This is a genomic window from uncultured Roseobacter sp., assembly GCF_947488185.1.
Taxonomy (GTDB): domain Bacteria; phylum Pseudomonadota; class Alphaproteobacteria; order Rhodobacterales; family Rhodobacteraceae; genus Roseobacter.
This window is the reverse complement of sequence record NZ_CANKYM010000001.1, coordinates 694993-719593: the sequence shown is the minus strand read 5'-3', so window position 1 is coordinate 719593 and position 24601 is coordinate 694993. Positions and strand designations below refer to the sequence as shown.

26 protein-coding genes are annotated in these 24601 nt (G+C 59.9%); 18 read left to right on the top strand and 8 right to left on the bottom strand.

The window, feature by feature from the left end:
* The first annotated feature begins 77 nt into the window (after window positions 1–77).
* The gene (locus Q1A52_RS03630; protein ID WP_300010986.1) at window positions 78–683 is read left to right on the top strand and encodes an outer membrane lipoprotein carrier protein LolA; all 606 of its coding nucleotides are present in this window, start codon (window positions 78–80) and stop codon (window positions 681–683) included.
* 5 nt (window positions 684–688) lie between these two features.
* Here the strand turns inward: Q1A52_RS03630 and Q1A52_RS03625 are convergent, their stop codons facing one another.
* Window positions 689–1276: a lytic transglycosylase gene (locus Q1A52_RS03625; RefSeq protein WP_300010982.1), complete on the bottom strand. Its 588-nt coding sequence runs from the start codon at window positions 1274–1276 to the stop codon at window positions 689–691.
* A 248-nt stretch (window positions 1277–1524) separates the two neighbouring features.
* Between Q1A52_RS03625 and hspQ the strand changes: the two genes are divergently transcribed.
* A complete protein-coding gene (gene hspQ / locus Q1A52_RS03620) occupies window positions 1525–1851 on the top strand; it encodes a heat shock protein HspQ (protein ID WP_195820854.1) in 327 nt (108 codons plus the stop codon).
* Between the two features lie 35 nt (window positions 1852–1886).
* Here hspQ and Q1A52_RS03615 read toward each other — a convergent pair whose 3' ends face one another.
* The 3 genes from Q1A52_RS03615 to Q1A52_RS03605 form a co-directional block, all read right to left on the bottom strand.
* Entirely contained in the window at window positions 1887–3461 is a 1575-nt protein-coding gene (locus Q1A52_RS03615) for a gamma-glutamyltransferase family protein (protein ID WP_300010979.1), read from the bottom strand.
* A gap of 265 nt (window positions 3462–3726) precedes the next feature.
* Window positions 3727–4167 (bottom strand): ATP-binding protein, encoded by a 441-nt coding sequence (locus Q1A52_RS03610; RefSeq protein ID WP_300010976.1) that lies wholly within the window; start codon window positions 4165–4167, stop codon window positions 3727–3729.
* 27 nt (window positions 4168–4194) lie between these two features.
* Window positions 4195–4533 (bottom strand): STAS domain-containing protein, encoded by a 339-nt coding sequence (locus tag Q1A52_RS03605; protein ID WP_299780329.1) that lies wholly within the window; start codon window positions 4531–4533, stop codon window positions 4195–4197.
* Window positions 4534–4612: 79 nt separating this feature from the next.
* Here Q1A52_RS03605 and Q1A52_RS03600 point away from each other — a divergent pair, with 79 nt between their 5' ends.
* The 11 genes from Q1A52_RS03600 to Q1A52_RS03550 all read left to right on the top strand — a co-directional run bounded on the left by Q1A52_RS03600 (window position 4613) and on the right by Q1A52_RS03550 (window position 15429).
* Entirely contained in the window at window positions 4613–5785 is a 1173-nt protein-coding gene (locus Q1A52_RS03600; protein WP_300010973.1) for an acetyl-CoA C-acyltransferase, read from the top strand.
* Window positions 5782–6237, top strand: coding sequence for a GAF domain-containing protein (locus Q1A52_RS03595; RefSeq protein WP_300010970.1), 456 nt, complete (start codon window positions 5782–5784; stop codon window positions 6235–6237). The genes Q1A52_RS03600 and Q1A52_RS03595 overlap by 4 nt, the downstream gene beginning before the upstream one ends.
* 225 nt (window positions 6238–6462) lie before the next feature.
* Entirely contained in the window at window positions 6463–7035 is a 573-nt protein-coding gene (locus Q1A52_RS03590; RefSeq protein WP_300010967.1) for a helix-turn-helix domain-containing protein, read from the top strand.
* The gene (locus tag Q1A52_RS03585) at window positions 7036–7656 is read left to right on the top strand and encodes a LysE family translocator (protein WP_300010964.1); all 621 of its coding nucleotides are present in this window, start codon (window positions 7036–7038) and stop codon (window positions 7654–7656) included.
* A 1-nt stretch (window position 7657) separates the two neighbouring features.
* Window positions 7658–8032, top strand: a complete 375-nt coding sequence (locus tag Q1A52_RS03580; protein ID WP_300010961.1) for a GFA family protein — start codon at window positions 7658–7660, stop codon at window positions 8030–8032.
* Window positions 8033–8035: 3 nt separating this feature from the next.
* The gene (locus Q1A52_RS03575) at window positions 8036–10489 is read left to right on the top strand and encodes an FAD-dependent oxidoreductase (protein ID WP_300010958.1); all 2454 of its coding nucleotides are present in this window, start codon (window positions 8036–8038) and stop codon (window positions 10487–10489) included.
* Entirely contained in the window at window positions 10486–11376 is an 891-nt protein-coding gene (locus tag Q1A52_RS03570; protein ID WP_300010955.1) for a homocysteine S-methyltransferase family protein, read from the top strand. Before Q1A52_RS03575 ends, Q1A52_RS03570 begins: the two co-directional genes overlap by 4 nt.
* Window positions 11377–11390: 14 nt before the next feature.
* Window positions 11391–13835, top strand: coding sequence for an FAD-dependent oxidoreductase (locus tag Q1A52_RS03565; RefSeq protein ID WP_300010951.1), 2445 nt, complete (start codon window positions 11391–11393; stop codon window positions 13833–13835).
* Between the two features lie 119 nt (window positions 13836–13954).
* Window positions 13955–14602: an RluA family pseudouridine synthase gene (locus Q1A52_RS03560; RefSeq protein WP_300010948.1), complete on the top strand. Its 648-nt coding sequence runs from the start codon at window positions 13955–13957 to the stop codon at window positions 14600–14602.
* A 90-nt stretch (window positions 14603–14692) separates the two neighbouring features.
* A complete protein-coding gene (locus Q1A52_RS03555) occupies window positions 14693–15010 on the top strand; it encodes a helix-turn-helix transcriptional regulator (protein WP_300010945.1) in 318 nt (105 codons plus the stop codon).
* Window positions 15007–15429 (top strand): SRPBCC domain-containing protein, encoded by a 423-nt coding sequence (locus Q1A52_RS03550; protein ID WP_300010942.1) that lies wholly within the window; start codon window positions 15007–15009, stop codon window positions 15427–15429. The genes Q1A52_RS03555 and Q1A52_RS03550 overlap by 4 nt, the downstream gene beginning before the upstream one ends.
* Window positions 15430–15586: 157 nt before the next feature.
* Here the strand turns inward: Q1A52_RS03550 and Q1A52_RS22845 are convergent, their stop codons facing one another.
* Window positions 15587–16096 carry a J domain-containing protein gene (locus Q1A52_RS22845; protein ID WP_367277990.1) on the bottom strand — a complete coding sequence of 170 codons (510 nt, stop codon included), beginning with the start codon at window positions 16094–16096 and terminating at the stop codon, window positions 15587–15589.
* 403 nt (window positions 16097–16499) lie between these two features.
* On the bottom strand, window positions 16500–16823 hold the full coding sequence (locus Q1A52_RS03545; RefSeq protein WP_300012158.1) for a DUF3775 domain-containing protein: 324 nt from the start codon (window positions 16821–16823) through the stop codon (window positions 16500–16502).
* A 528-nt stretch (window positions 16824–17351) separates the two neighbouring features.
* Here Q1A52_RS03545 and Q1A52_RS03540 point away from each other — a divergent pair.
* On the top strand, window positions 17352–18599 hold the full coding sequence (locus Q1A52_RS03540) for an integrase arm-type DNA-binding domain-containing protein (protein WP_300010939.1): 1248 nt from the start codon (window positions 17352–17354) through the stop codon (window positions 18597–18599).
* Between the two features lie 21 nt (window positions 18600–18620).
* Here Q1A52_RS03540 and Q1A52_RS03535 read toward each other — a convergent pair whose 3' ends face one another.
* Together Q1A52_RS03535 and Q1A52_RS03530 are read right to left on the bottom strand one after the other, a co-directional pair.
* A complete protein-coding gene (locus tag Q1A52_RS03535; RefSeq protein WP_300010936.1) occupies window positions 18621–18851 on the bottom strand; it encodes a conjugal transfer protein TraD in 231 nt (76 codons plus the stop codon).
* A 1-nt stretch (window position 18852) separates the two neighbouring features.
* Entirely contained in the window at window positions 18853–19179 is a 327-nt protein-coding gene (locus Q1A52_RS03530; protein ID WP_300010933.1) for a conjugal transfer protein TraD, read from the bottom strand.
* Between the two features lie 193 nt (window positions 19180–19372).
* Between Q1A52_RS03530 and traA the strand changes: the two genes are divergently transcribed.
* From traA to Q1A52_RS03510, 4 genes are all read left to right on the top strand, one after another.
* Window positions 19373–21634: a Ti-type conjugative transfer relaxase TraA gene (traA, locus tag Q1A52_RS03525; protein WP_300010930.1), complete on the top strand. Its 2262-nt coding sequence runs from the start codon at window positions 19373–19375 to the stop codon at window positions 21632–21634.
* Between the two features lie 811 nt (window positions 21635–22445).
* Window positions 22446–22679 carry an AlpA family transcriptional regulator gene (locus tag Q1A52_RS03520; RefSeq protein ID WP_300010927.1) on the top strand — a complete coding sequence of 78 codons (234 nt, stop codon included), beginning with the start codon at window positions 22446–22448 and terminating at the stop codon, window positions 22677–22679.
* Window positions 22680–22921: 242 nt separating this feature from the next.
* Window positions 22922–23800 carry a DUF1403 family protein gene (locus Q1A52_RS03515; RefSeq protein WP_300010924.1) on the top strand — a complete coding sequence of 293 codons (879 nt, stop codon included), beginning with the start codon at window positions 22922–22924 and terminating at the stop codon, window positions 23798–23800.
* A gap of 3 nt (window positions 23801–23803) precedes the next feature.
* A complete protein-coding gene (locus tag Q1A52_RS03510; protein WP_300010921.1) occupies window positions 23804–24403 on the top strand; it encodes an SMC-Scp complex subunit ScpB in 600 nt (199 codons plus the stop codon).
* Window positions 24404–24601: the final 198 nt, after the last annotated feature.

The following is a 24601-nucleotide window of genomic DNA, read 5'->3' as shown; positions in this document are numbered from 1 at the left end:
ATGATCGCCGCTGATATCGCATAACAGCGCGTTCAACCCTATCTGAGGTGCAAGTTTGAATGTGCAAGGAGCCCTTGATGAAACGCTTGTTCCCGGTCTTTTTGGCCATGTGCCTCAGTGGCATCGCGGCCCTTCCCGCAGCAGCGGAGAAGTTATCGCTGAACCAGATTTCCACCTATCTGAATGGGTTGAAAACGGCGCAGGGGGCGTTCACGCAGATCAATGACGATGGATCGATCAGTTCCGGCACTCTGTACATCAGCCGGCCGGGCAAGATGCGGTTCGAGTATGATCCGCCGGAACAGGCCTTGGTTCTGGCCAGTGCCAATGCGGTTGTGATCATTGACAACAAATCCAATCAACCCCCCGAAACCTACCCGCTCAGCCGGACGCCCTTGTCCTTGATCCTTGCGCGACAGGTCAACCTTGGTCAGGCACGTATGGTCGTGGGCCATGACTTTGATGGCACCGCGACAATTGTCACCGCGCAGGACCCGAAGAATACGGAATACGGCACCATCGAGATGAGCTTTACCGACAATCCCGTGCAACTGCGGCAATGGGTGATCAACGACGCGAATGGCGGTCGGACAACGGTCATTCTGGGAGAATTCGAAACCGGTGTGCGCCTGCAGAACCGGTTGTTCGATCCCGGCATCGCTTTGCAAAACCGGGATCGATAATCGCGTCAGCGCCGCAGGTTACAGGTCGCGAGCTGCGTCTGGTAGACATCGGCGCGCGCATCAACCTTGTTCGCCACGTTCAGCAGCCAGGATTTGCGATTGTAGCTACCGCGCGCATACCCGGTGTGGCCCTCGTGATAGGCCAGGTATTGGTTGCGCGTGTCCGTCAGCGGGATCCCGTTCTTGGAGCGACTGGTGACCATGTACCACCCCATGAAGTCCGAGGCGTCCCTGATCCGGTCGCGCCGCGCAAAGCGTTTGCCCGTGGCCTTCTTGTAGTCTTCCCACGTGCCATCCAGCGCTTGCGCATAGCCATAAGCGCTTGACTGACGTCCCATCGGGATCACGCCGAGCGCGTACCGGTGTGGCGTGCGCGCATTGGAGATGAACTTGCTCTCCTGATGGATGGTCGCCATCTGAACGTGCACTGGCACGCCCCATTTTTGCTCCGTCTTACGGAACGCCTTGATGTATTCCGGGCGCTCACTGGCGATTCTGCACGCGTCATCCAAATGCCGCGGTGCCGTGCCCTGGCCACCCCCACAAGAGGCCACCAAAACAACCAATGCCATAGCGCGAAGAGTTCTGCTCATCTGCCTCTCGCTTCTTTTATGTTTTTTATCAGTTTAGCCGAAAAGCACCGTTTAGGAAATCCTGTTTTCTACCGTAGATGTGATATTTTGCGCATTTTTAATCGCTTAGCAGAGATGTGGCGGTCTGCCGCCGCAATTGCGCGACTGTCGGTAAGATGTTCACAAACTGTTTCGCAAAAATCCGAGGCTGTGATTGGACAAATCCCCCTTGAAGCGTTTAACTTCAATCGGTAAGGGGCTTGTTTGTAATGTTAAGAACGCGTGCCAAATACCATCTCGGACAAGTGGTCCGACATAAAAAACACCCCTTTCGTGGTGTGATTTTCGATGTCGATCCGGAATTTTCCAATACGGAGGAATGGTACGAGGCGATCCCCGAAGACAGTCGCCCGGTCAAGGAGCAGCCGTATTACCACCTGCTTGCGGAGAACGAGCAGAGCTATTACGTCGCCTATGTTTCGGAACAGAACCTGATCGCAGATTATTCCGGGGAACCTGTGGATCACCCGGATATCCCCGATCTTTTCGGACCGTTTCAAAACGGGACGTACCCGCTGCATTTCCAGTTGAACTGAGGTTAGGTGGCCTGAAAGCCCACCCTACCTGCCTGTCAATACCCCAATGCGCATCCGTCTTTGCGCGGGTCGCTTGCGCCTTCGAGCACGCCATCATCGCGGATCAGAATCGCCTGGGCACCCCCGATGGGGGTCTCCGGGATGCTTACATCGTGGCCCATGTCTGAGAGCTCCTGACGGACCGCGTCGGTGTAGCCCTTTTCAACCTTCATGTCGCCCCGGTCGGAGAAGGCCCGCGGCGCGTCGATTGCGGTTTGCGGGTCCATGCCGAAATCCACCAGGTTCGAGGCGAAACGTGCGTGACCGTTCGGCTGGTAGGCACCGCCCATGACGCCGAAGGGCACAATCACCCTGCCATTCTTACGCACCATGCCGGGAATGATTGTGTGCATGGGGCGCTTACCGCCCTTGAGTTCATTTGGGTGGCCTGCTTCCAATGTGAAGCCGGATCCACGATTCTGCAGCAGAATGCCGAATTTGTTGGAGGCAATGCCGGATCCAAATCCGTTAAAGATGGAGTAGATCAGCGAAACCGACATACCGTCGCGATCGACAGTTGTGATGTAGATCGTATCCTTATGCGTGTTTTCAGAAAGCTGCGTGGCATCGGTCATGGCTTTGGTTGGATCAATCAGGGCAGCAAGCGCCTTGGCGGTGTCCATGCTCAGCATATGGTCCAGGCGGGTGGTGTAATCCGCATCGGCCAGAAAACGGTTGCGGGCGTCGTAGGCCAGTTTGGCCGCTTCCGCTTCGAGATGCGTGCGCATTGTGCCGAACGGATCCATGTCCGCGATGTCGAATTGGGCGAGGATGTTCAGCATCAACAACGCCGTTGCACCATGGCCGTTGGGTGGGTGTTCTACTACCTCGATGTCTTTGTAGCCCCCTGAAATGGGGGTCGTGTGGGTGCAGGCCGCGTTTGCAAAATCTTCGACCGTATGACGCCCCCCAAGCGCCGTTAGCGTGTTGATCACATCCTCGGCGACTTCACCGGTATAGAAAGCGTCACGCCCCTGTTTGGCGACGCGTCGCAGGACATCCGCCTGACCGGGCGCACGAAACAACTGGCCCACTTGGGGGATCTGTCCGTCAACCAGGTAGTAGTCCCGCGCCTTGCCTTGCAAAACGGAAGCATCGCGTTCCCAGTCGAATGCAGCACGGGGAGCGACAGGCACGCCGTTTTCAGCAGCAGAGATTGCCGGTGCCAGCAGCGTGTCCAACCCGAGCTTACCCACCGTGTCGGACAGGTGACAAAAGGCATCGATGGCTCCAGGAATTGTCACGGAATGCGCGCTCTGGATTGGGACAGTGGTCTCACCGGCGGTGCGCAGATCAGCGGCGTCTAATGCTGCCGGGGCGCGACCGGAACCGTTCAATGCCTGAACATCCGCGTCGCCCTGCTGCCAGAGCACAAAGCAATCCCCGCCGATCCCGGTCATCTGCGGCTCGCAAATGCCCAATACCAAGGCACCGGCAATGGCCGCGTCCATCGCATTGCCGCCGCGCTCCAGAATGTCGATGGCAGTTTTAGCGCCCAGCGGGTGCGACGTGGCGCACATACCGTTGGTTGCAAGAACGGGCGAGCGTCCCGGAAAATGAAAATCGCGCATTTACGGCCTCTTTGAACAATTTTTGTGCAAAGTACCGCGTGATGCGCCAAAGTCCATGGCCGCGCTTCTCACGATTTTGGGGGTAAGGTCCTCGACGCCGCGCACTGGGTGGGGGCTATTACGCGCAGCGCCGAGGGAAGCTATATGCAGCTACACCCTCAATATGCGTAGTGAACAAGGCGGCAATATGATTGCAACAGGGCGCTTTGGGGGAAGAATGAGGACGAAATATGTCTTGGAGACGGCGCGTCTACGATGGCGAAGGTTATTGTACGGCAACAGCCAAGCGCATGGTTAGCTGATTTTCCGATCCAACACGTTGGTAAGAAACGTCTTTTGCGAGATCTTGTATAAGGAACCAGCCGAATCCACCCTCGGGGAGATCACCAAGCTCCACATCGACAGAAACACGTTGACCCATTGGTGTGGTACCATCTGGCATTGCGAGGCCTTGGTCAGTTACTTGCAGGTGCAACCCGTCTTTTTGATGCGCACAAGCAATGGTAAAGTATCCTGCCTTGGCAGGATCGGGATAGGCGTGTTCCACGATATTGTTCAGGGTCTCGGCCAGAACCAGTTCGACCGTGCCTGCCTCTTCCACGCTGAGCTCAAGTGGTTGCAGCGCGTGCAGAAATTGCCCCAAGGCTTTGCGCACAGCCATGTCACTGCTTTTCACCGATATCTCGAAAGGGGGCAGATTTGCCATTTGTTCGATCTTTTCCTGGTGTTTTGCTCAGTGTTGCAACTCGGCCAACGCGCCATCCAACGTCGAGAAGACGCTGAAAACAGTGTCCATTCGTGTCAATTGGAACACGCGTTCCACCGTTGGCGTGAGACCTGCGAGGGCCATCTTGCGTTCTGCCCCAAGGCTTTTCATGGCGGCAACAATCGCCCCAAGCCCGCTGGAGTCGATGAACTGAACCTGGCTTAGATCGAGCACAACCGTGTCTGGCCCGTTTTCGGTCTCAACACGCATCGCATCCTTGAATTCCAGGGCGACCGCAGCATCTATACGGTCTTCCTTCACCGATACGATGCGCAACTGCTCTTCTGTTTTCGTGGAGAGTTGCATTATATAGCCTCACTACTCGTTTGATTGTTCAGTACTTGGCAAATCTTACGAAATTCTTAGGCATCGAAAGGACGAGATCATGCGCGACGTCGTGATTGCCGGGGCGGCCCGGACGCCGATGGGCGGATTCCAGGGTGATTTTTCCAACCTGGACGCTTCTGACCTTGGGGGGGCGGCAATCAGGGCAGCGATGACGGATTCAGGCCCCGCGCAAATACAGGAAGTGCTGATGGGCTGCGTTTTGCCCGCAGGACAAGGACAAGCGCCAGCGCGACAGGCGGGGTTCAAGGCCGGATTAGGCGAAGATGTGCCCGCCACTACCCTGAACAAGATGTGTGGATCCGGCATGAAAGCGGCGATGATTGCCTTTGACCAGATCGCCCTCGGACATACCGATGTGATGGTCGCGGGCGGCATGGAGAGCATGACCAAAGCCCCGTATATGCTGCCAAAAATGCGGAGTGGGGCGCGTTTGGGCCATACTCAGGTTATCGATCACATGTTCCTCGATGGGTTGGAGGATGCCTATGACAAGGGCCGCCTGATGGGCACTTTTGCAGAGGATTGCGCCGAAACTTACCAGTTCACACGCGAGGTGCAGGACAGCTATGCGCTGGCGTCGCTGTCACGTGCGCTTGAGGCGCAGAAGACCGGCGCTTTCGACGGTGAGATCGCCGCGGTCAGCGTGCCGTCGCGCAAAGGGGCGGTGACGGTTTCGGCGGATGAACAACCCGGCAACGCGCGCCCCGAAAAGATCCCGCAGTTGAAACCGGCTTTCCGCGACGGGGGGACAGTGACGGCCGCAAACTCGTCCTCCATTTCCGACGGTGCGGCGGCGCTCGTTCTGGCGGGGGTGGATGCTGCCGAAGCGCAGGGGCTGAACGTTCGTGCGCGCATTGTGGGCCATGCCAGTCACGCTCAGGCCCCCGGGCTCTTCACCACGGCGCCGGTGCCCGCTGCGCAAAAGCTGCTCGACCGGATCGGTTGGGACAAAGCCGGTGTCGATCTGTGGGAGGTGAATGAAGCCTTTGCCGTGGTACCACTGGCCTTCATGCGCGAGATGGGGCTCGATCATGAGATCGTCAACGTGAACGGCGGGGCCTGCGCGCTGGGTCATCCGATTGGAGCCTCCGGCGCGCGCATCATGGTGACGCTGTTGAATGCGATGGAGAAACGAGACGTCAAACGGGGCGTGGCCGCGATTTGCATCGGTGGCGGCGAGGGCACGGCCATTGCTATTGAGCGCGTATGACAGTTGATTACGATGCATTGAAAAAGTCCATCGCGGCGCTGGCGGAGGGCGAAACCGACGCGGTGGCGCTCATGGCGACCGTGACCTGCGAGGTGCATCACGCGGATGATCGCTTTGATTGGACCGGGTTTTACCGAGTCACCGAACCTGAGCTGTTGAAAATCGGTCCCTATCAGGGTGGACACGGGTGTCTTGTCATTCCTTTTTCGCGTGGCGTTTGCGGCGCGGCGGCCCGAACTGGCGAGGTGCAGCTGGTGCCGGATGTCGAGGCTTTCGAGGGGCATATCGCCTGCGCGAGTTCCACACGGTCCGAATTGGTACTGCCGGTGCGCAATGCGGCGAACGATATCATTGCGGTTTTCGATATCGACAGTGATCAGCCGGATGCTTTCAACAGGCGCGACGCTATTGCCCTGGCGGACATACTGAAATCGGTGTTCGTGCATGTCTGACAAGCCTGGTAAAAAAGCCATTCTGGCTGTTTCTGTCTTGCGTTTGGACATGGCGGCGGCACCGTCTTTCATTGCTGATATCGCCTCATGAAGGGGTGCTGACGCTTTCCTACGTGGCAGTGCCCATCCGGTCTAACTGTATACCGTTGCCGACCGTGAAAAAGTTCTGGATTTTTTCACTAGAATCGTTAACGTGAACAAAACGCCGATTTTTTCACGAGACCGATGCGCCACGATCTTCCGACTCATTCCGATACGCTGGGGGCTGACCTGCGGGCCTTGCGCAAATCACGCGGGCTGACGCTCAGCGATCTGGCGGAGAGGTTGGGTCGCTCGGTGGGCTGGCTCAGCCAGGTCGAGCGGGACATGTCAGAACCCTCGATCACCGATCTGCGCCATATCGCGGAGGCACTGGAAGTTTCGGTCTCAATTCTCTTTCGGCATGCGGCAGCGCCGGCCCATGAGGCGGGCTATGTGGTGCGCAAAACGGCACGCCGCAAGATTGGCAACACGGTGGCCGGGTTGGTTGAAGAACTGCTCTCCCCCGATCTGACAGATGATTTCGAGATGGTGCACTCGACCTTCGAGCCGCAGAGTCGCATCACCGAAACCGTGACAAGGCCCACGCAGGAGGTGGGATATCTGGTGTCAGGACGGCTCGATCTGGAGATCGGTGGCACCACCCACACCATCACCCCCGGTGACAGCTTTCGCATTCGCGGAGAGGCGTTTCGTTGGGCCAACCCCTATGACAAACCTGCCGTGGCCATCTGGGTCATTGCCCCCCCGGTGTATTGAATGAGCTTTGAGGCATGGACCATATTCGCGCTGTTCTGGGTGGTGTTTGTCACCACGCCGGGGCCGAATGCGGTCAATTGCATCACCAACGGGATGCACCTGAGCTTTCCCCGCGCCATGGTCGGCGTGCTGGCGATTCTGACGCAGGCAAGCCTGTTTCTGCTGCTCTCGGCGTTGGGGATCACGGCGCTGATGGCCGCCTCGCCAACCGGATTTTTCATCGCCAAGCTGGTGGGGGCGGGGTTCCTGATTTATCTGGGTGTGCGCGGCTGGATCTTAGCTAAGCGCCCCGTGGTGGTTGGCGATCGCCCGGCAAAATCCGTCTATCTGCACGCGCTGGCGGTGGCCACGATCAACCCCAAAAGCGTGGCCGGTTATCTCGCCGCCTTTTCGCAATTCGTCCAACCGGGCGTGCCGATCTGGGAGCAGATGGTTGTGATTGTGCCCACGGCGCTGACCATCACGGCGCTCAGCTACACCGGGTTTACGCTGCTGGGTGCGGGGCTGGGGCGTGCCGCTCTGGGTGCTGTGTTCAACGTTTGGGTACGGCGCGTGCTGGCGGCCTGTTTCGTGATTTACGGTGTACTTTTGGGCACATCCGCCACACCGGGGAGGGCGTGAGATGATCTCTGGAAGCTGTTTGTGTGGCGCGGTCACTTACACGGCCAAGGGGGAGCCCGGCGCACCTGCGGCCTGTCACTGCACGCAATGCCGCAAGCAATCGGGGCATGTCTGGGCGTCGTCTTATGTCGAGGATGGTGCGCTGGAGATTTCTGGCCCGGTGCGTTGGTTCCAGTCATCCCCGAAGGCCAAGCGCGGCTTCTGCCCAACCTGTGGGTCGGCGTTGTTCTGGGATAACGACGACGATCCGTTCATCTGTTTTTCCACCGGCTCGATTGACGGGCCGACGGGGCTGCATCTGCGCGGCCACATCCATACCGCCACGAAAGGCGACTATTACACAATTTCGGCTGATGAGCCGCAAAGGGAGACCTAAACCATGGCAGATTTTCCAACAACGGCTCGCGTGGTCATCATCGGCGGCGGTGTTGTCGGCACCTCGACGCTCTATCACCTCGCCAAGGCGGGCTGGACCGACTGTGTGCTGTTGGAGAAAAACGAACTGACGGCCGGTTCGACCTGGCACGCGGCGGGCAACTGTCCGAACTTTGCAGGCTCCTGGGCAGTGATGAACATGCAGCGCTATTCGCTGTCGATGTACCGGACGTTGGCGAAGGACGTCGATTACCCGATGAACTACCACGTGACCGGGGCGCTGCGTCTGGCGCATTCCAAGGACCGGATGATGGAGTTCGAGAGAGTCGCCTCGCAAGCCCGTTATCAGGGCCTTGAGATGGACATTTGCACACCCGAGGAATTGAAAGAACACAACCCGTTCATGGAGACGCATGATCTGGCAGGCGGCCTTTGGGATCCACTGGATGGCGACATTGACCCCGCACAGCTGACGCAGGCGCTGGCCAAGGGCGCGCGGGATGCAGGTGGGCGGATTGAACGCTTCTGCCCGGTCACGGGCATCGAGCGCGATGGCGACGAGTGGATCGTAAAGACCGATAAGGGTGACATTCGCTGTCAGTATGTGGCCAACTGCGCGGGTTACTATGCGCAGCGCGTGGGCGAGATGTTCAAGCCCTTCGGCGGGCGCACAGTGCCGATGGTCGTGATGAGCCACCAGTATTTCCTGACCGATGAGATTCCCGAACTGGCCGAGTGGACCAAGGAAAAGGGCCACAAGATGCCGATGATCCGTGACGTGGATATTTCGTATTATCTGCGGCAGGACAAGAACGGCCTGAACCTCGGGCCCTATGAGCGCAACTGCAAGGCGCATTGGGTGACGCCCGATGATCCGATGCCGGAAGATTTCTCCTTCCAGCTCTACCCGGATGATTTGGAGCGGCTGGAGTTTTACATCGAGGATGCGATGGAGCGGGTGCCTGCGTTGGGCACCGCGGGTGTGGGCCGCAACATCAACGGGCCGATTCCATACGCCCCCGATGGGTTGCCGATGATCGGCCCGATGCCGGGGGTGAAGAACGCCTTTGAGGCGCATAGCTTCACCTTCGGGATCGCGCAGGGCGGCGGGGCTGGTAAGTGCCTCAGCGAATGGATCATGCACGGCGAGACCGAGCTTGACATGTGGGCCGTCGATCCGCGCCGCTACACGGACTATGCGGATCACGACTATTGCCTGTCGAAGGCGCTGGAAACTTATGGCCACGAATACGCGATGCATTTCCCGCATCACGAATGGCCTGCCGGGCGCGACAAGAAGCTGTCACCGAACCACGCACGCCTGCTGGCAGACGGCGGCCAGATGGGTGCCTATAACGGGTGGGAGCGGGCGAATTGGTTTGCCAAGGACGGGGATGACACTTCCGAGGCAGCGACCGAGACATGGGACCGGAACGGCCCTTGGGCGGAGCGCGTGAAGGAAGAGGTCGAGGCAGTCAGCACCGGCGCAGGTGTGCTCGATATGCCGGGCTTCTCGCGCTACACGCTCTCGGGCGAAGGCGCGGCGGAATGGCTGCGCGGGCAGATCGCAGGCGCGCTGCCGAAAACGGGTCGCATGAACCTCGGATACTTCACTGACAGCCGCGGCAAGATCGTAACCGAGGTGACGATCATCCGCTGGGGCGAGGATGATTTCTGGCTGATGACAGCCGCCGTGGCCCAATGGCACGACTTTGAGTTCCTGCAAAGCCGTCTGCCCGCCGATGGGTCGCTTACGATGACAGATGTCACGCGGGAGTGGTCCACGCATCTGCTGACTGGGCCCAAATCCCGCGACATGCTCGTGGGGCTGACCGACGATGCGGATCTCTCGACTGGCTGGCTGACCATTCAGGACGCCACGGTCGCCGGCAAAGCGGTCAAGCTCTTCCGCATCTCCTTTGCGGGTGAGCTGGGCTGGGAAGTGCATACCTCCTTTGAGGACAGCGCCGCCGTCTACACCGCAATTCGCGATGCCGGCGCCGCGCCGTTTGGTATGTTCGCGCTCAACTCCATGCGGATCGAGAAGGGTTATCGCAGCTGGAAGGGCGATCTGTCGACGGATTATTCGCTGCTTGAAGGCGGGATGGAGCGGTTCATCCGTTTCGACAAGCCGCAGGACTTCATCGGTAAGGCCGCGCTTCTCAATGAAAAGCAGCAGGGCAGCAAGAAGCAATTCGTCACGCTGGTGGTCGATGCAGGCGATCAGGACGCACCTTACATGTCGCCGCTCTTTGTGGGAGACGAAGTTGTGGGCGAAACCACAAGTGGCGACTGGGGCTACCGGATCAACAAGTCCGTGGCCCTGGGCATGCTGCGCAAGGACCTGACGGACCCGGGCAGCGAAGTGGAGGTGGAAATCTACGGCCAACGCTACAAGGCTGTCGTGCAGCCGGATCAACCGCTCTGGGATCCCGAGAACGAAAGGATCCGTGCGTGACACAGATCACGCTTCTGGACGGAGGCATGGGGCAGGAGCTGATCCACCGCGCAGGGGATCGGCCCACGCCTTTGTGGTCGACGCAGGTGATGGCGGAGCATCCTGGCATGGTGCAGGGGGTGCACGCGGATTTCTTTGCCGCAGGGGCCACGATTGCGACGACGAATACTTACGCGATTCATCGCGACCGTCTGGAAGACACAGCCTTGGAGGGGCGTTTTGAGGCGCTGCATGCGAGCGCGCTTGCAGAGGCCAAAGCCGCCCGCGCGGCACATGGAGCGGGCTGCATCGCGGGAGGGATCGGCCCGCTTGGTGCAAGTTACCAGCCCGACCTGCATCCCGCGTCGGACATCTCTGTGCCGCTCTTTGCCGAGGTGGCGCGCGCGCTGGCCGCAGATGTCGATTTTCTGATCCTTGAGACTGTGGCCTCTGTCGACCATGCGCGCGACGCGCTGGCAGGCGCGCGGCAGACCGACCTGCCGGTCTGGCTGTCGCTCACCGTGTCCGACACCGACGGGACACGCCTGCGCTCGGGCGAGCCGCTCGAGGACGCGAGGGCGGTTGCGGCAGAGGCCGACGCGGTGCTGATCAACTGCTCCGCCCCCGAAGCGGTCACCCAGGCCATGCCGATCATTGCGGAGCTAGGAAAGCCCTTCGGCGGCTATGCCAATGCCTTTGAGATGATCACTGAGGATTTCCTCAAGGCCAAACCCACCGTCGACGCGCTGAAAGCGCGTAGGGATATGGGGCCGCGCGCTTACGCCGGATACGTCATGCAATGGGTGGGCCTCGGGGCCACCATCGTCGGCGGGTGCTGTGAAGTCAGCCCCGCGCATATCGCTGAAATCGCACGGCGGCTGCGGGCCGTCGGTCATACCATCGTTTAAAGGAAACACTGCCCATGGCTTTGCCACCGTCTCACGCGCGCGTTGTCATCATCGGAGGGGGCGTTATCGGCTGCTCCGTCGCCTATCACCTGACCAAACTGGGGTGGACGGATGTGGTCCTGCTGGAACGCAAGCAGCTGACGTCCGGTACGACGTGGCACGCGGCGGGGCTGATCGCGCAGCTGCGCGCGACGGCGAATATGACCAAGCTGGCGAAATACTCCCAGGAGCTTTACGGCAACCTTGAGGAAGAAACCGGGGTGGCCACCGGGTTCAAGCGCTGCGGGTCGATCACCGTGGCGCTGACCGACGAGCGGCGCGAGGAGATCCTGCGGCAGGCGGCGATGGCGCGCGCCTTTGGCGTTGAGGTCGAGGAAATCTCGCCCTCCGAGGTCAAGGAGCGGTACGAGCATCTGAACATCAAGGGGGTGACCGGGGCGGTCTATCTCGACAAGGACGGGCAAGGGGACCCGGCGAACATCGCGCTGGCGCTGGCCAAGGGCGCCCGTCAACGCGGCGCGCTGGTGCTGGAGCGCACCAAGGCCACACGCATCGTGAAAGACGGTCGTCGGGTGACCGGTGTCGACTGGGAGCAGGGTGGCGAGAGCGGCCATATCACCGCCGACATGGTGGTGAACTGCGGCGGCATGTGGGCGCATGAGGTGGGTCGCATGGCGGGCGTGAACGTGCCACTGCACGCCTGCGAGCACTTCTACATCGTGACCGAGGCCATTGCGGGGTTGACCCAGCTGCCGGTGCTGCGGGTGCCGGATGAATGCGCGTATTACAAGGAAGATGCGGGCAAGATGCTGCTGGGTGCGTTTGAGCCCAACGCCAAACCCTGGGGCATGGAGGGCATTCCGGCAGATTTCGAGTTCGACCAGCTGCCGGAGGATTTCGACCACTTCGAGCCGATCCTGGAAGCGGCGGTCGAGCGTCTGCCGATGTTGGCCGAGGCGGGCATTCATACCTTCTTCAACGGGCCGGAGTCTTTCACCCCGGATGATGCCTATCACCTTGGTCTGGCGCCGGAGCTGGACAATTTCTGGGTCGCCGCAGGCTTCAATTCCATCGGTATCCAGTCTGCGGGCGGGGCGGGCATGGCGCTGGCACAGTGGATGGAGGATGGCGACAAGCCCTTCGATCTCGGTGACGTGGACATCAGCCGGATGCAGCCGTTCCAGGGCAATAAAAAGTACCTTTTTGAGCGCGCGACTGAGTCGCTGGGGCTGCTCTATGCCGACCATTTCCCCTTCCGCCAGAAAGAGACGGCGCGGGGCATCCGCCGTTCGCCCTTTCATCAGCATTTCATCGACAACGGCGCGGTGATGGGCGAATTCGCGGGCTGGGAGCGGGCGAACTGGATCGCCAAGCCGACGCAGACCGCGGAGTACGAATACACCTGGAAGCGGCAGAACTTCTTCGACAATGTGGCCGAGGAAGTCACCGCGATCCGCAACAATGTCGGCATGTATGACATGTCTTCGTTCGGGAAGATCCGGGTCGAGGGGCGCGATGCGGTGGCGTTCATGAACCATGTGGGCGGCGGGCAGTATGACGTGCCGGTGGGCAAGATCGTCTACACCCAGTTTCTCAACCAGCGCGGCGGGATCGAGGCAGATGTGACCGTCACGCGCGTCTCCGAGACGGCGTTTCTGGTTGTGACCCCGGCGGCGACACGGCTAGCGGATCAGACCTGGATGCAGCGCCATGTCGGCGACTTCAATGTGGTGATTACGGACGTGACCGCGGGCGAGGGCGTGCTGGCCGTGATGGGGCCCCGGTCGCGGGAACTGCTGCAGATGGTCTCGCCCAATGATTTCTCTAACGATGTGAACCCTTTCGGCACCGCGCAGGAGATCGAGCTGGGCATGGGGATGGCCCGGGTGCACCGTGTCACTTACGTGGGTGAGCTCGGTTGGGAGGTCTACATGAGCACCGATATGGCGGGCCATGTGTTCGAGACGCTAGTGGAGGCGGGCCAAGAGCTCGACCTCAAGCTCTGCGGGATGCACATGATGGATTCGGCGCGAATTGAGAAGGGTTTCCGCCACTTCGGGCATGACATCACCTGCGAGGACCACGTGCTGGAAGCGGGGTTGGGCTTTGCGGTGAAGACCGACAAGCCCGCGTTTATCGGGCGCGACGCGGTGCTGCGCAAGAAGGAAGAGGGGCTGAAGAACCGGCTCTTGCAGTTCAAGCTGACCGACGCGGAGCCGCTGCTCTATCACAACGAGCCGATCATGCGGAATGGCGAGATCGTGGGCTACCTCGCCTCCGGTGCGTATGGGCACAGCCTCGGCGCGGCGATGGGCCTCGGCTACGTGCCCTGCGCGGGGGAGACGGCGGCGGAGGTGCTGGCCTCGGAGTACCACATCGACGTGGCCGGTACGCGGGTGAAGGCCGAGGCGTCGCTGAAACCGATGTACGACCCGAAATCCGAGCGGGTGAAGGTCTGAGCGCACGGTGGGCTGAAGCCCACCCTACCCGAAAGCAGGTAAGGTGGGCTTTAGCCCACCCCCCCTTTTACGCGCACCGCGAGGGTTGAACATCGCGCCGGCATCTGCGATCCGGCGGCATGAGCGATATCTACGCCCCGCCTCAAGCCCCTTTGGTCGTGCTGCATGAAGACGCAGAAGTGCTGCTGGTGGACAAGCCTGCGGGTCTGTTGTCAGTGCCGGGCAAAGGGCCGGAGCTGGCCGACTGCCTGCTGACCCGGGTGCAGGCGGCCTTTCCGGATGCGCTGCTGGTGCATCGACTTGATCGCGACACCTCCGGCGTTATGATCTTTGCGCTGACCCCCCACGCGCAGCGGCATCTTGGCCTGCAGTTCGAAAAACGCATGACCCGGAAAACCTATGTTGCCCGCGTCTGGGGCGTACCGTCGGAGAAGACCGGCACCGTCGATTTGCCGCTGATCGTCGACTGGCCAAACCGACCGCGACAGATGGTGGACCACGCTAACGGCAAACCGGCTCAGACCGACTGGCGCGTGCTGAAAGACGAGGGCGACACATCACGTGTCCGGCTGCACCCCAAAACCGGGCGCAGCCATCAACTGCGCGTGCATATGCTGGCGCTCGGTCACCCGATTCTCGGAGACCCCTTCTATGCCACCGGCCCTGCACGTGCCTTTCCACGCCTGATGTTGCACAGCGAAGAGCTGCGGTTCAAACATCCACAGGGCGGTCGCTCCATGAAAATAAGGACCACCGCGCTCTTCTGACCCTTTAAAGATCGCCGTTGCCATCTGGGTTGACATGATACCTTATGGTTTCGTAAAAGGAACACCAGTTGGTATCATATTGGAGGAGACATGACCCCTGTACAATCCACCTTTCGCGCCTTGGCGGACCCAACCCGGCGCGACATTTTGCTGATGCTCCGGGACCGCGACCTGACGATCGCCGAAGTTGCGCAGAATTTCGACATGACCCGCGCTGCGGTGAAAAAGCACCTGACCGTGCTGTCTGACGGCGGGTTGATCACCGTGCGCGCCAAGGGCCGCGAGCGGATCAACCAGCTGAACCCGAAGGGTATCAGTCCTGTTTTCGACTGGCTGAGCTACTTCGACGGCTTCTGGGACGATCATCTTTCGGCACTAAAAATTGCAATCGAAAAGGATAGCAAATGACTGACACAGTTTTACGGAAAACCATTTTCCTCAAGGCACCCCGGACCAAGGTTTGGGCCTATCTCACCGAACCTGAACACCTTGCCGAATGGTTCCATCCCCCCAAGGTCACGCTGACCGCAGGCACAAAGTTGGAAATGTTCGGAGCGCAAAGCGGTGACAAGCTGATCTGGGGAGAGGTCAAGGCAGCCCGAGAGCCGGAGTATCTGGAATACAGCTTCACCGTGAAACCAATGGGCGATGTGGAAAGCTTGGTGAAATGGACCCTCACGGAGGTGGCTGGTGGCACGCAGCTGTCACTGGAACATGAAGGCTTGCCGCAGGGTGCTGAAGCCTTTGATCTGACACTGTCGCTCGACAAGGGGTGGGATGGTCATCTCATGGACATGCGCAAGGCTGTGCATGGTGAAGCCGCTTGATGGGGAAAGAGCCACTTGTTGCGAGTGGCTCTTTGCCAACACTGGGATTTTGAGATCGTGATCTGGCAAAGTGACCACGTTGCCTTCATCAAGTGACCACGCTGATGTTCTGCAGTTTGGGATGATAGCGCGAGGATTCAATGATCACCCAGGTGGCTCAATGCGAGCCTGGGTAACAAAGCACTTTCATGTCTATTGTCGGTGCCGGAGCAACGGTACCGATCCGCTCCAACACATTGCGGTAGGACGCAGCGGCCAACCGAATGAGAGTAGTATCAGCAGGCGACCGCTTACCGTTATGTGGTTGAGCAGTCATCGCGTGCGCCGCGTGTTCTTTTCCAGGGTCGGCGGCATTGTTCTCCGGACGCGATGTGGTCCTGTCCGGGTCAGTTTTGGTACGGTCTGATGTCGTGTTGGAGGTTTTGCATTTGGCCGAAGCTTGCCGTGTCGTTTTCCGATCGGAGAAGCCATGACCCTCAGGCCGTTCTGGTTTCGATGGTTTGGGAGCTTGGCCTCTTAGGTGTGCAATCAAGGTATCAGCGGCGGCGTTAATACGGGCCATGTGGCGCGATGATCGTGCTGGATCACTGGACCGGTCGGGATGATACTTAAATGCCAGCTCACGCCGGACCCGCCGTACATCAGCCAGAGTCGCCTCGTCAGTCATGCCCAGGACGCGGGCTGCATGTTCTGGTGTTGCTGACATTTTACCTCCGACGCCCGATTGAATGAGTTAAGACAACTCAACTATATTGAGAAAAATTTTAAACGAATACGCATACATTTATTCGTGGTTAACTGCGCCATCCAAATACTGAGTGTTCTGCCAGTTTGATGGACCTGATTGGTTCGTCGCGGGCCTTGGTCGGCCGCATCACTGGTTGGCGTGGTGGATCAGCGGGAAAGACGAAAACGAATGTCATTTTGTAAATTTGTCGGCAATCGACCGGTGAGCACTCGCGCATTCAGATGCCTCCGAAACCGAAGACCAGCGCCGATTGGCGCTTTTCCCCCTTCGACGGTGCCGCAGAAGGCGCTACTGATTGCTCGCTGGATGGTCGCTGACAAGGTCAACGGTCTCGGAAATGATCCTCTGCATCGGTCACATCGACACCCAGGGCCTCAAGTCCGGCTTCCAGGTGATCTGGCAGTTCGGGTATTCCGGATAGATAGTTCTCCGTCGGTGCCGTCGCCTCAGTTGTCGCAGTGGCAAGCGCCTCGGCCCAGTCTTCCGGATCAAAACTATCGCGTCCCACCCACATGATCGCAACAAGGTTGGCAGCTTCTTCGTCGTTCAGGTTCGAGATATAGTTGTGAAGCTGGCTGCTTTCCGGTCCATACTCTCGGGCAAGAAAAATCACGCGAACGACTTTGTTTGTGCTGATGTCTGGCAATCTGAGACCTTCCCGTTCTGTGTTACGAGCGCATGAGATAGTCAAACGTAGACGGTCAAAATTGGCAAGCAAGATCAGCGTCGGAAACTGAATATCCGAAACCGAGCATTCTGATTTTGACGTCGCCGGGCCCATGCTCAGATCGACAGAGATGCACCTACACGGCTGCGATGCATGACCTTGCTCTGTTGAATTCTGTTCAACGCTTAGTGAAGAGATGACCAATGGCTTGGTTCGGTCAATGATCTCACCAGCGCAAATGCCGGGTTGAGCAGCTGCGTGGGTATTTGATAAGGTGGATTGGCCAAATAAAATTTGTCCTAGTGGCCTGAAAATATGAATATTTAAGAGGGGATTTGGTGCCCAGGAGAGGCACCAAATACATGTTCCACCCAGTTCCACTTTGTTCCGCAATTGCCCGTGTTAGCCATAAAAACATAGTTTTTGATCTTGTTGTTCGTTTCACTATGCATCACAGTATGCCAAGTCATTCCCCAGAAATTGGGGAATACTTGGGGAATGAATTGGATGGCAAAGCTGGCACCAAACATTCTAAAGACTGCGACCACCGGAAAGTATGCCGATGGTGGAGGTCTTTACCTGCTCGTCACAGGACGAGATGCAAAAGGACACGCAAAAGGCAGTTGGATATTCCGCTACACTTTTTTGAAGCAACGGTACGAACTGGGACTTGGATCGGTCCAGTCGTACACACTTGCACAGGCAAGAATAGAGCGAGATCGATGGCGTGATTTGATGACCGACAAGCGTAACCCGGTCAATCTCATAGATGAGAAGCGGCGCTTGGAATGTGAGGCGCAAGATGCACAAAAAGCGCTGACATTGGCAGAGGTCGCTCCGATGGCATTTGACGCACTGAAGGGAAGTCTCAAGGACGACGGCAGGGCTGGCCGTTGGTACTCGCCTCTGCGTCTATATGTCTTACCGTTGATCGGCGACCTCAAGATCGAAGACATCCATCAACGCGATATCGTGAAGACACTGACGCCAATTTGGAAGACCAAGGCGCCGACTGCACAGAAAGCACTCAATCGATTGGGTGCGGTCATGAAACATGGCGCCGCTATGGGATTGGACGTCAACCTGAACGCCGTTCTGAACGCTAAGCAACTTTTGGGTCACACAGGGCATAAGGTCCGCAATCATCCTGCCCTATCATGGCAAGATATACCGCGATTATACCAATCGCTGAATGCGGACCGGACAGTCGAGCGTGCTTTGATGCTTTACATTCTTACTGGAGGCGGAACGCGCCTAAAGCCGCTTCGGCTTGCCAGAACAGATCAATTCTCGGAGGGCATTTGGACAGTGGCAGGAGAGGTACTGAAGGGACGCAAAGGGCAGGAAGCCGATTTTCGGGTGCCGGTCACGGCTGAGATGCAGGCGATTTATGATCGCTCCCTTTCCGAAACAGGTGCCGGGTATCTTTTCCCGTCTCCTTACTCCAGAGAAAACCGCCAAAGGGCCGTGAGTGATCAAGCCATCGAAAATGTTATGCGCAGCCGTGAAGTTGAATGGGAGTGGCCCGAACCGTATAGACCGCACGGCATCCGTGCGACCTTCCGTTCATGGGTGTCAGAAATCAATCCCAGCCTTTATGCGGTTGCAGAGACGGCTTTGGCACACAAGGTAGGCGGAGTTATCGAACGCAGCTACGACCGCAACGATTTCCTCGAGCAACGGCGCGCGTTGATGGAACAATGGGCTGATCATCTGACCGGTAGAAGAGATAACCTCGTGCAGTTGGCGAGGTGATGACAATCCAAACACTGCCCCTTACCCGTCCTTCTGATCCGCCTTAAACGCCCCTTTCCCCTTCTCGGCCCAGACCTCCCGCGCATGTGCGCCTTGTTCACTCTCGAGCTTTTCGGCCATCCAGAGCAACGCGCCGTAGATCAGAGCGCGGTCATCGCCGGTCAACTCGATGACGCGTGCCTTGACCACAAGTCCTCCAAGTTCGATCAGATGCCGGGTGCGTTTGCGGCGTTCGACCTGCCAGTTGCGCATGTCATGCCGCGCCTTTGTCGCCTGATGCCGGTTGCGCGCCGCCAGATTGCGCCGGAGTGCTTTCCGCGTTGCGGTCAGTTGCTTTCGCAGATTGCCGCGACCGGCGCTGAAAGAACGCGGCCCCGCGTTTTGACCAGGCCTCCCTTTTTGCAGTATCCGTTGTCTCGGCCAGCACGATCAGTGCTCCCGCCAGTTCGTCGGCGCTGAACGCATCGGCGCCTGTGGCGATCACCAACTCGCCAAGCTGTTGCACCTTGCGGGTCTTGAGCTCTTTCGCCTTCGCTTCCAGTCCTTTCAATTCCACATCGTAATCCCTTGGTTTGCGCATTCCTGCCTCCATAACCTGTTGATGCAGCGAGGATAGCGGGCCAGCTTGCAGAAGGCAGCAAAGTCCTCAGGACGGCTGGGGACGCACCGGTCCATCCCGAGATTTTATTGAGGGAGGGCGCGCTTATACGTCGTTCCGACGTGGGCGTTCTTGTGTAGATGATTGCCCCATCACGGCAATCTATCATCTCCACGTGAAGGTCATCGGGCGCGCAGCTGGTTCCAGCGCGGTGGCCGCCGCTGCCTACCGCGCAGCATCGCGGTTGCGCGACGAGCGGCTGGACCGCCCCCATGACTTCACCGCCAAGCGCGGTGTCGTGCATTCCGAGGTGATGCTGCCGGAGACCGCGCCCGAAGCATGGTCCGACCGAGAACGACTGTGGAACGCCGTCGAAGCGGGCGAGGTTAGGAAGGATGCGCAGCTGGCCCGGGAGGTGGAGTTCGCCATTCCGCGCGAGATGTCCGAGGCAGAGGGTATCGCGCTCGCCCGCGACTTCGTACAAGCCGAGTTCGTCGACCGGGGCATGATCGCCGATCTCAACGTGCATTGGGACAGAGGCGAAGACGGATTATTGAAGCCCCATGCCCATGTCATGCTGACGATGCGGTCTGTGGACGAGACCGGCTTTGGCCCGAAGATGCGGGACTGGAACCGCACAGGGATGCTGGAACGCTGGCGGGAACGCTGGGCGGAGCTTGCCAATGCACGGCTGGCGGAACGCGACATCGACGCGCGGATCGATCATCGCAGCCATGAGGCGCAGGGCATCGCGCTGGAGCCCCAAAGCCAGATCGGCGCGCCTGCGCAGAGTATCGCGGGCGAAGGGAGCCCTGCCGACCGGGCCGAACTGCATCGTCAGATCGCACGCGACAACGGAGCGAGGATCATCGCGGAACCTTCGCTTGCACTGGACGCGATTACCCATCAGCAATCGACCTTCACGCAGCGCGACATGGCACGCTTCGCAAATCGGCACAGCGATGGGATCGATCAGTTCAACGCGGTGAACAACGCAATCCTAAGCGCGCCCGATCTGGTTGGGCTTGGCCAGGATGGGTGCGGCGAGGACCGTTTCACCACCCGCGCGATGATCGAGGCCGAACAGCGCCTGCATCGGGCCGCCAAAGTCTTGGCCGAGAAGCAACGTCATGAAGTGCGGGATGCGGATCGCAAAGCCGCCTTGGCGCGTGCGGAAGCGCGCGGTCTGGTTCTGTCGCGCGAGCAGGCTGACGCTCTGACGCAGATTACCACCGAGCGCGATCTCGGCGTTGTCGTCGGCCATGCCGGGACAGGGAAGAGCGCGATGCTGGGCGTGGCGCGGGAGGCCTGGGAGGCGGCGGGGTATCGGGTACGCGGCGCGGCGCTCTCCGGTATCGCGGCAGACGGTCTTGAGAGTGGTTCCGGCATCGCGTCGCGCACCATCGCCAGTCTGGAACATGGTTGGGCGAACGATCGCGATCACCTCACCGCGCGCGATGTTCTGATAATCGACGAGGCGGGCATGGTCGGCACGCGGCAGCTGGAACGCGTGCTGTCACATGCCGCAGACGCGGGGGCCAAGGTGGTGCTGGTCGGGGATCCGCAGCAATTGCAATCCATCGAGGCGGGCGCAGCCTTCCGGTCGCTCTACGAGCGCCACGGTGGGGCAAAGATCGGTGAGGTCCGGCGCCAGCGTGCGGACTGGCAGCGCAACGCCACCCGCGATCTGGCGACCGGTCGGACCGGGGCTGCGATCGAGGCCTATGAGGCACAAGGAATGGTGCATGCCGCCGAGACACGTGAGCAGGCGCGCGCCGATCTGATTGACCGCTGGGACCGCGACCTTCAGGAGACACTGGATCAGAGCCGGATCATCCTGACCCACACCAACGCCGAAGTGGGCTTGCTTAATGAGTTGGCGCGGCAGCGGAAGCGGGAGGCGGGCGATCTGGGCGAGGACGTCTCCTTGACGGTCGAGCGCGGTGAACGTTGCTTTGCCAGCGGCGATCGGGTGATGTTCCTGCAGAACGACCGCGGCCTTGGCGTAAAGAACGGCACGCTCGGCACCGTCGATGCGGTCAGCGCGCACAGCATGTCTGTTCTGACCGACGACGGCCGGTCGGTCCGCTTCGACCTCAAGGACTACAACCGCCTAGACCATGGCTATGCCGCGACCATCCACAAGGCCCAGGGCATGACCGTCGACCGCGCCCACATGCCGGGTCTGGACGCCCATGGCAGCTATGTCGCCCTGTCGCGGCATCGGGACGGCATGGACCTGCACTACAGTCGCGACGACTTCGCCTCGCAGGATCAACTGATCCACACCCTGTCCCGCGACCGGTCCAAGGATAATGGCGATCGACTACGCCGAGACCGATCCGGCGCAGGCCTTTGCCGCGCGCCGCGGAATTGCATTCCGGGAGCATGTCATCGAGGTCCTGCGCAAGATCGTGCCGGAGAGACTCCGCGATAGGATTGATGGGTCGCGCCCTGCTAGAGACGGCGCGCTTGGCTCGGATGGCGCGCAGAGGCCGGGAAGGGAAGAGGCAAGGAAGGATATCCGTCCCAGCGCGGATGCGCTGCAAAAAGCCGTGGCGTATGACCCGGAAGCGGCAATGCGAAAAGCCCGCACCGAAGCCCTCAAACGCCATGCCCGCAGGGTGGATGCGATCTTCACGGCTCAGGAGAGGGGGAACTCGGGCACGCCTGACCAGTTGCGCGACCTCGCCGGGTCTCGCGCATCCTTCGAAGAGGTCCGGCCTGACGGCTGGCGCGATGCCGAAGCAGCCTATGCCAAGGACCCGTCCCTTGCGCGCGAGGCCGGATCGGGCCAAGCCAACCGCGCTATCCGGGCTTTGCAACTTGAAACCCGGCTGCGCACCGCTCCTGAGCGCCGGGCTGTGCAGTTCGTGGATCGCTGGCAAAAGCTCCATCTGACCAGCCTGAAGCACTACCGGTCGGGGACGATGTCCGATTACCGATCGACACGCGCGGAGATGGGCGAGATGGCCAAGAGCCTCCAACGCGATCCGCAGCTGGAATCCGTCCTTGCCAACCGCAAGGCCGAACTGGGTATTCGGATGGAGTCGGGCCGCCGACTCGGTGCGGAGTTGGCTTATTGTCACGGCATCGACATCACCCGGGGACGCGGACTCGGGCTCTGACACCTGTCCGATCTGCCGCCCATTCCACGCCCTGCTGCGACGATGGGTCGGACGGTCTTGCGCCAACAGCGCGCCGCGTTCTGTATGGATCAAGAACATCCAGCAGGAGGCATTAAACCCATGTCCAACCCAGACCGTATCATCCGCCTGACCACAGTCCTCGACCGAACCGGCCTGTCCCGTTCCACCATCTATCGCAAGATCGCAGAAGGCACCTTCCCGGCCCAACTCAGGATCAGCGTGCATGGCGCAGGATGGCGGGAATCCGACATCAACCGGTGGATTGAAGATCCCGTGGGCTGGCGATCAGAGGAGGAGACAAACGGCAAGGCATTGAGACGGCAGTTGTCTTGATTTGATGAAATGGTATCAGATTGTCTCGGTTGGGCGTACCTTCGGCATTCGCTTCAAGCCTACTAACTGACAGGATGGGGTTCGGTAAGAAACACGTGTAACTGAAGGTTTCTGCCTTCTAAAATCCTAGTTCTTTGAGGTCCGATATGGCAAACTTATTGGACATGTTGAGGACCAGCGAAGTGGGGCGGTTTCTACACTATATGGTAGGCAAAAGCGCCGCTATGCGATAGTCTTGTGGCATGACCTACGCCCGCGACGACTTCGAGACCCTACCCCGGATGCCGTCCTGGGTCACCTCGGCGCGGCCGGAAACCCCTGAAGATGTGGCGTTTTTGTCCGGGGCGGCATTGAGCCACCTGCATCTGGTGTTGAGCCGGGACGACGTCCCCCAGACCTTGCTCCGCGCGCGGCTGGCGCTCCGGGCGGCGGAGGCCTGCGTGACGTTTTCAGGACGTCCGGAACGAGCCTCAGATCTGCGCGACGCGGTGGCGTTTCTGCACCCCGGCGACAGTCCAGGTCCCGCAGGTGATGTCTATCTTTCCTGGCGTCGCGCTGTCGAACGACCGGTGTCGGTCAAGGCCTTGCACCGGGCGCTTTCTGATCTGGAGCCGGAGTTGATCGCCGTTTGGCTGGATGCAGGGAAGGGGGCGCCGGTCGTGCGCGCTGCGTCCGTGCTGCAGGCGGTTCTCGCGGATCGTCCGCGGGATCTCGGCACGGCCTTGATCCTGGCGGACGCGGCTTTAGCGCAGACGCTCGGGTGGAGCCATGTCCTGCCCCTCCTCGCGCTTGGTCTCAAGCAGGCCGATCTACGGAAGTCGGGTGAAGAGCTACGCTTGGCCTGCCATCGGGCGATCTCTGCAGCAGCGACTGGGGTATCGCGAGATGCCATCGATCTGACCCGCCGGGCGGCACGCGTGAAAGAGGTCGCGCCGAAGCTCCGGGCGAGGGGATCCGATGAGGCCGTCGCGCTGTTTCTGAGCCGGGACGCGGTGGCTCCAACGGCGCTGACGTCGCTCCGGTCCGACCGGGCCGCGCGGCGGTTCTGCGACCGGCTGGTGGAGCTCGGAGCGGTGCGCGAGTTGACCGGGCGTGAGACCTTCCGGCTCTACGGGGTCTAAGCGATGGCCAAGGATCACACTGATCAGGCGCTGGATCGTGAGCTGGAGGACCTGCCCGCCGATCTGCGCTGTCGGGAATGGATGCGCCGGATCGAAGCCGTACTCTTCGCGTCAGCATCGCCGGTGCCGCGCGAGGTCCTCGCGCGTGTCGTGGGTCAGGGGGCCTCGGTCGATCTGTTGATCGACGACCTGATGGCTGATCTCGAGGGACGCTCCTTCGAAGTCGTGAAGGTGGCCGGCGGCTGGATGTTGCGGACGCGGCCAGCTTATGCGGCGGCGATCCGGACGGCCGCTGATGTCGGCGATCAGAACCTCGATCTGCGCGAATACGATGTCGCCGTGCTGGCCGCCATCGCCTATCACCAGCCGATCACCCGGGACGGGCTCAAGGATATATTCGGCAAGGAGATCAGTCGTGATCTGATCGGGCGGCTGCATGCCAAGGGGCTCATCGTGACCGGTCCGCGATCTCCGCGGCGCGGGGCACCCTACACATACGTGACGACCGAGCAGTTCCTGGTCGCCTTCGATCTAGAGTCGTTGGAAGATCTGCCGGACCGCGAGCAGCTTCAGGATGCGGGGTTGGTGCGGACGCTGGCCTAGCTTGAGACTGACCGCTTGTGCACGGAACCAGATACCCTGGCCAAAGAGGATGTACCTCGCCGAGTGATAAAAGAAATCGATATCACAATTTGACAAATTGAGATTCGCCTAAGTACGCTTTCCAAATTGAATAAAAAATTTTCAGGGGGGGAAATTGTCGTCTGATGAGGAAGGCGGCTCGGGTTCTATTACCTCCCG